This is a genomic window from Paenibacillus sp. N119s, from assembly GCF_059447605.1.
Map to the genome: position 1 here is coordinate 1 of NZ_JCAJRU010000238.1, position 7360 is coordinate 7360.

The window sequence follows — 7360 nt, forward strand, 5'->3', positions numbered from 1 at the left end:
AATACAGACACACCTCTTTTGGCATTACACCACACTTGCGTAACGGGTACATACGATCCAGCAGCTTTTTCGTCTGATGTGCCGCATATGAATTGGGGTAGGGTCCAAAATATTTCGCTTTATCTTTCAGAACGCGACGGGTTACCTCCAGCTTGGGGTGTGTCTCGTTCGTAATTTTCAAGTACGGAAAAGTTTTATCATCCTTCAACAGCACGTTATAACGTGGTTGGTGCTTTTTAATAAGGTTGCACTCCAGAATGAGCGCCTCCATATTGCTGCCTGTAACGATATATTCAAAATCACGAATATCGGCAACTAGTCGCTGCGTCTTGCCATTATGGCTACCTGTAAAATAGGAACGGACCCGGTTTTTCAACACTTTGGCCTTGCCGACATAAATGATGGTGCCTTCGCTGTTCTTCATCAGGTAACAGCCTGATGCATCCGGCAGCAATGCTAATTTGTGCCGTATATTCTCCAGCGCCTTCTCCTGGTTCTGCAAGTCCTCCGCATAGGGTTTCATTCGCCCGGTTCCTCCTTCCATTCTTAATTCTTAATAACTGCTCCATCACTAATTAGATTATATAGGAATAATGCACAAAAACGCCCCCGGTATATATAACCGGAGGCATTAACTGTTCATGGCGCTCCACCAAGCCCCCATAGGAGCATGGGTTACATTCCATGATTATTGGTGTTTGGTAAGCATGCTTTTCAATGCTTCTTTGGAGTTCAAACCTACCACTTTATCAACAGGCTGTCCGTCTTTGAAGACGATCAGGGTAGGAATACTCATTACGCCGAAACGGGAAGCAGACTCTGGATTTTCATCCACATTCACCTTTGCGATTTTGACACTATCGCCAACTTCTGTGGACAGATCCTCCAGAATTGGAGCGATCATTTTGCAAGGACCGCACCATGGCGCCCAAAAATCAACCAAAACGGTTCCTGTGCCTTCGACTTCTGCGTTGAAGGATTGATCGGACACGTTAACAATTGCCATTGTATATTCCTCCTTTATAGAAAAGTCAAGATTATTATAACCTGTAATGTCTGATTCGACACCTTTTAATTATATCACAATAGTTTTTTAATTGTAAGATATCAAAAGAGCAGATGAATGAACGCTTAACCTCGCTGATTTTTCCCCTTAACGGTAATGACATCTACAAAAGGACGAATCCGGTCCATCAAGCGTTGTCCCTTGTACATTTCCTCTCCGTCTTTGCTTGTAAAGCTAAGATGCTTCTCTAGCCCTTGCAGTGAGTAGTTGGAAGTATAGAAGGTCGGTTTGCGGTTCATTCGGTAATTTAAAATGGAGCCCATTACATGATCCCGTACCCATGGACTCAAATTTTCAGCACCTATATCGTCAAATACGAGCAGATCACAATTTTTAAGCATTTCGGTCGTTTCCTTAAGCTTCTGCCCATCCTGAATCATGGACTTTAAGTCCTCCACAAAATCAGGCATGTACACAATCACACCGTTAAAACCCGATAGAGCTAACTCGTGTAGCAGATAGCCCATCAAAAAGGTTTTACCCGTACCAAACGTACCTTCCAGGTATAGCCCTTTTTTTAATAAGCCCTGGCTTTTAGTTTCTTCAATATAGCGGAATACTTGATTAACTGCAGGTACTCGCTGCAAATCCTTGCGCGCAATTTCAACGGCATTATAGCCTTCCAACAGCGCACGCTCATCCACATAAAAGCTTTTAATTCGCTGACGCACCCGTTGTTCATGCTGGGAAGAAACCAGCTTGGCACACGGAGTCCGAATGTCCACAATTTCCGCTGTTCCATTGGGGTACTCCACGCCCAGCTTGCAAAAGTGACCCTGAAAATCGTTAGGACACCGTTCCAGCCCCGGACAATTGTCGCAATTTCGACGATCCCGGGTATACTGAAAGAGCATGCTCATATTAAGTCGCAATTGCGTTTCGTCCACATCAGGGTGTGCAGCGCAAAATTCCTTCACCAGCGGATCATTTAGAACCTGATCGGCTACACTGCGAGTGCGTTGGCGAAACGAAGGGTTCTGCATCTGCTGAAGCAAATCACCGAGTGATTCCAAGGACACTCCTCCTTTCTAAAATGTGCAGAGTTATGGAGCGGGAGAGACGCTTCGCGTGCAGATTGTTCTTCCGATTGCTGTTATCCCCGGATTTTTCCTATTGAAATAAAAATTTAAAGGTTAAAATCCGGGGATAAAGGCAAACGCTTCGCTTCTACAGAACAATTCTGCCCGCTTCGCTGCCGACCGCCATAAGTCGACACATATTTGAATTGGCTTCGCTTAATAATTTTATAAAGTTAAGTAGATTTAACATAAAGCTATCCACTATACCTTTTTTTGTTTACCGGATTGCATTCGTTCGGCCAGGCGAAGCAGTTCATCCAGCTCTTCCTCGGATACGGTTTCCTCGGAAGGCTGATCTTGTACGATCGGAATAGATGGCTTGGCAGGGCTATTATTTTTGGCATACGTGCGGGATCGGCCCCCGGAAGCAGCAGTAGACTGTTTTCCTTTTACCTTGGCTTGATCCCTTATATATTGAACGGCTTTTTCGTAAGTGTTTACCTGCTTTAGCAGCATGTTGGAGGCAACAGCCTCGACAAAGTTGCGGTTAATCCGCTGATCGCTCCCCGATACGAGCAGTGACATTAAATAATGGATCAGCACATTGATGACTTCACCAGGCAGCTTATAGCTGATATCAATCTTCTCGAATATATCCAGCAGGTTACCGGGAACCGTGCCGGGGAAAAAGGTTTGCAACAAACGGCGATAAGGCTCGTTGCGCAGCATCATATTATATTGGTGAATGTCACACTTGGCCGTAAACTGTGGTGGGACCTCTACATAAAACTCCATCTCCACAGCCTGCTCTGCAGGTGGTTCTTCAGGTATGGAAGTTTCCCTCTGGCGCAGAGCAACCACCTTGGCGGCCTGCACCTGCTGCTCCTCCTGACGCTTCCGTTCCTGCCTGGAGTGCTGGCTAGCCCGAAGCTGAAGCTCGTCGAGCAGCAAGTCGCCTGCTTCGGTAAAAATGCCGTCCTCATCCAGCAAGCGGCTGATATCCTGTACAGAGAGGTCAAATTTGCGGACCACGTAATTGACCATACCTAATTGCTCGTGTTCAAACCGAAGACGCTCCACATGCTTGCGATTGGCAGATTCACGCGGAAAACGAAGAATAATATCGGCATAATTCAATGCTTCCTCCGATTCGGACGCTAATGCTCCAGTCTGGCGGCTTGTGGACACCTCGGACAGCGCCTGTTCCAGCTCATAATCGATAACATGGGTGTTCAGTTCAAACAGCTCATAAAACGGAACCGAAATATTCTCTTTATTATAGGAAGATTGCGACCATTCGCTAGATTCCCTGCTCCATAACGATTCTCTCAGAGAAAGCACTGCAAACTTACCGATTTTGTCTCTCAACAAAAGGGTGAGGTGCTGCGTTCTGAAAAATTCAGCAGGTGCGAGCGGCGGCTGCATCTCATATTCATACATATAATCGTCCGTTTCGGGTGCATACAGCCTGGACGTCTGCAACAGACCGACAGCCTCCAGCTTGGAGGTCTGCTCAATCAAATACTTGCGTCCCTTCTCACTTGGCTCAAGTCCCAGTGTCAGAAAAAGTCGACGCTGTTGTTCCAACGGCGAATAACCAATCTGTCCGACTGGCACATGCTGGAACAACAGTCGATATAGACTGACCGCAAATGCGCCTACCATCGGCTGATAGACACTTCCCAGCATCAATTCATCCAACGCGCTCAAGCCAAATTCCCGATAAACGCAGTAGCGGTGGTTCTCAGTATAGTGCAGCAGGTTTTTCATCCGCATTCCGACATTCTTCCTTTCCTGACATAACGTTCTCCAAGATGTTTTTCTATTCTATCATACTTGCCCTCGGGTGGGACCAACAAAATAAGGGCAATTGTCCTCCTTTTTGGCAGCCGTATTCGTCCGAGTTCTTCTTTTTTCGAGAATACTAACTATTTTATGATTTTTGTGACCTGCATCATGGAAAAATAATATTCTTCACACTTCTTTCATTGGTGAAAAGCTCCAAATTGAGCTACAATATAATGGTTAAACATCACGTATTGGATGCAGGAACGATATACAGAAGTACACATATTTCGGCTAAGCCGATTACATTTACAGATCGTAAAGGAGTGTAGATCGTGAATCAACATCAACCTCAACAAACCCCAGCAACACCCAACGAAGTAACTTCCACATTGGAAGGCTGGTATGCACTTCACGATTTCCGGTCCATCAACTGGACGGCATGGAAAACCGCAGACGATGAAGAGCGCGCAGGAGCACTGGACGAGCTTCAAGAGTTTATGAAGGAATGGAGCGTGACCGAGGAAGCAGGTCTGGGCAGCTCGGCCGTCTATACTATAGTCGGACAAAAGGCTGATTTTGTTATGCTGCACCTGCGTGAAACGCTGGAAGACCTTAATAAATTGGAAAATGAATTTAACAAAACAACCTTCGCCAAATATACGACCAAAACTTATTCTTATGTAAGTGTGGTAGAACTGAGTAATTATTTGAGCAAGGAAGAAGATCCAATGCAAAATCCACAAATTGTCGCACGCCTGAAGCCTGTATTAAACAAGGCTCGTTATATTTGTTTCTATCCAATGAACAAGAAACGTGATCTGGACGACAACTGGTACATGCTTTCGATGGACGAGCGTCGTACCCTGATGCGCAGCCATGGTTTAATTGGACGCAGCTATGCTGGCAAAGTAAAACAAATCATTTCAGGCTCCATCGGCTTTGACGATTGGGAATGGGGCGTAACATTATTCTCCGACGACGCACTTCAATTCAAGAAGCTAATTTACGAAATGCGTTTTGATGAAGTGAGTGCCCGCTACGGTGAATTCGGCTCCTTCTATGTCGGCAGCGTGTTGAACGAAGAAACATTTGAAGACATGCTGAAGCTGTAAGGCCCAATAATAGAAAAGAAAAGCAAAACAAAAAGGTCTCCCGGCTCTGCAAGAGTCGTGGAAACCTTTTTTTCTGCTCTTATTACTTTTTGGTGTATCTTGACTACTTGCCTGAGATTAGAAAAACCGCCCTTTTTTCAGTACCAGTGGAATGCCGCCAATGATGAACAGGTAGCGGAGATCCACAATTTTTTTCAATTGTGCAGCCACCCAACCTTTGATTTTGCGTTTACCCACTACAGCCACGGCTTCGCCTTTCCCAAGTGAGGCAACTGTGCCCTTGTTGGAGAATACGAACTTGTGCAACTCCTTGTTGCGGAGCGTAGCGGCCAGATTCTTGGCACAAAGCACTCCTTGCTGCATAGCAATTTGGGCAGTCGGTGGATAAGGGCGTCCTTCGGGATTAAACATCAGAGAACTGTCTCCGATAATGAAGATATCATCGTGACCCGGTGCACGCAGAAAATCGTCGATTTTCACCCTTCCACGCATCACTTCAAATCCGGCTTTCTCGATCAAACTGTTGCCCCGTATCCCGCCCGTCCAAACGACCGTACAGGCTTCAATCTTTTCACCCTCACCGACAACTACACCATCCTGCAAGCATTCCTTAACAGGTACTCCGATACGGAAGTTAACTCCTTTACGCTTGAGGACATCCATCGCATACTCCACCAGTTCAGGATCAAACCCTGGTAACGCTGTAGGAGCTGCCTCGACGTTAATAATTTGAATTCGGTTAAAATCGATGTCGTAAGCTTTAGCCAGCTGTGGCAGCCGATCCGCCAACTCCGCTACAAATTCAATACCACTAAAACCAGCGCCCCCTACGACGAAATTTAGGCGACCTGGCTTACCGTCATTTTTATACAGGGCCAGTTGGTATTCAATATGCTCACGAATCAAGCGCACAGAGTTAATACTGCGAATCGTCAGCGCGAATTGATCCATCCCCGGAATACCGAATGTCTCCGGCTCCCCGCCTAATCCGATGACCAAATAATCGTAGGATAGCGAGCCATCCTCCAGCACAATCTTTCTCTCCTTTGGTATGATTTCCTTAACTGTTCCTTTGACTAGATCCACCTTGAACTCATCGATTAGCTCCGCAATTGGAATCCTCGAATGCTCAATCGTGTCCGTGCCTGCCGCGGGCATGTGAAGATGAGTCGTAATATAGTGGTAATCATGACGGTTGATTAGCGTGACAGTTGCCTCATTGTGCTTGAGCTCCTTTTGCAATTGCTGAGCCGTCAAGATACCTCCATATCCGGCGCCCACAATGACAATTTTGGGAATACTGCTCATGCGTCTACCCCTTCCAATATCCATAATCATACAATATTCACAGCTTTTCTCTCAACACGGTTAACTTATACTCACCAGAAAGTCTTCATCAAATTTTAATCGCTTTAACTTTGCAAGAAGAACCCAGCAGTTTATAATGATAAGCAGTGAATCATACGTTCGGCGGCTATCTGAACCTCTATGCGGCTGATTCAATATCTACAATTCATACTATCCCTTTCGGAGGTGTTTTTAGAGTGACAGCTCAATCCACAGGTGCGGAGATCCGCGATCTGATCATTATTGGAGGCGGTCCAGCCGGTATTTTCGCCGCTTTTTACGGAGGAATGCGTCAGGCATCCGTCACCTTAATTGAAAGTATGCCCCAACTGGGCGGCCAGCTTGCAGCCCTTTATCCTGAAAAATATATTTATGACGTTGCGGGCTTTCCTAAAGTGACTGCACAAGAACTGGTGAACAATCTGGTTCAACAAATGAACCACTTTAATCCAGAGGTGCAGCTAGAAGAGAAAGTCGTTTCGTTAGAGAAGAAGGAAGAACGCCACTTCATCGTAAAAACAGATAAAGGTGGCGAGTATCATGGTAAGGCGGTTATTATTACCGCTGGCGTGGGTGCTTTCGAGCCGCGCAGACTGGAGCTTCCAGGTGCGGAACGTTTCGAAAAAACAAACCTGCATTACTTTGTTAGCGACCTGAGCAAATTTGCAGGCCGGAGAGTGCTAATCAGTGGTGGCGGTGACTCTGCTGTAGACTGGGCCCTTATGCTGGAACCGATTGCAGAACAGGTTACATTGATTCACCGCCGTGACAAATTCCGCGCGCATGAACACAGTGTCGAAAACCTCCTCGCTTCCAAAGTAAACGTGATTACACCAACGGAAATTACAGAATTACATGGAGAAGACACGATTACAAAGGTCACTCTTGCTCATGTAAAAACCAAAGAAACTCAGGAAATTGAAGTGGACGATGTCATCGTTAACTTTGGATTTGTATCCACACTTGGTCCGATTGCTGAATGGGGAATTGAGATCGAAAATAACTCCATCGTGGTCGATTCTCGTCAG

The 7360-nt window shown here is 46.0% G+C and carries 7 protein-coding genes; 2 read left to right on the top strand and 5 right to left on the bottom strand.

What is annotated here, in order from left to right:
* The 4 genes from AC5V8P_RS21185 to AC5V8P_RS21200 form a co-directional block, all read right to left on the bottom strand.
* The coding region (locus tag AC5V8P_RS21185; RefSeq protein ID WP_495473834.1) for a GIY-YIG nuclease family protein at positions 1-523 on the bottom strand (523 nt) is incomplete at its 3' end.
* 165 nt (positions 524-688) lie between these two features.
* On the bottom strand, positions 689-1006 hold the full coding sequence (gene trxA, locus AC5V8P_RS21190; protein ID WP_010347861.1) for a thioredoxin: 318 nt from the start codon (positions 1004-1006) through the stop codon (positions 689-691).
* A 125-nt stretch (positions 1007-1131) separates the two neighbouring features.
* Positions 1132-2079 carry a primosomal protein DnaI gene (gene dnaI / locus AC5V8P_RS21195; protein WP_063209503.1) on the bottom strand — a complete coding sequence of 316 codons (948 nt, stop codon included), beginning with the start codon at positions 2077-2079 and terminating at the stop codon, positions 1132-1134.
* A gap of 267 nt (positions 2080-2346) precedes the next feature.
* Positions 2347-3861: a replication initiation and membrane attachment family protein gene (locus tag AC5V8P_RS21200; protein ID WP_064798045.1), complete on the bottom strand. Its 1515-nt coding sequence runs from the start codon at positions 3859-3861 to the stop codon at positions 2347-2349.
* A 344-nt stretch (positions 3862-4205) separates the two neighbouring features.
* Here AC5V8P_RS21200 and hemQ point away from each other — a divergent pair, with 344 nt between their 5' ends.
* On the top strand, positions 4206-4985 hold the full coding sequence (hemQ, locus tag AC5V8P_RS21205; RefSeq protein ID WP_013372883.1) for a hydrogen peroxide-dependent heme synthase: 780 nt from the start codon (positions 4206-4208) through the stop codon (positions 4983-4985).
* Positions 4986-5102: 117 nt separating this feature from the next.
* Here the strand turns inward: hemQ and AC5V8P_RS21210 are convergent, their stop codons facing one another.
* Complete coding sequence (locus AC5V8P_RS21210; protein WP_063209507.1) at positions 5103-6293, bottom strand: NAD(P)/FAD-dependent oxidoreductase; 1191 nt, start codon at positions 6291-6293, stop codon at positions 5103-5105.
* A gap of 236 nt (positions 6294-6529) precedes the next feature.
* Between AC5V8P_RS21210 and AC5V8P_RS21215 the strand changes: the two genes are divergently transcribed.
* A partial coding sequence (locus AC5V8P_RS21215; RefSeq protein WP_495473835.1) for an NAD(P)/FAD-dependent oxidoreductase occupies positions 6530-7360 on the top strand: 831 nt, incomplete at its 3' end.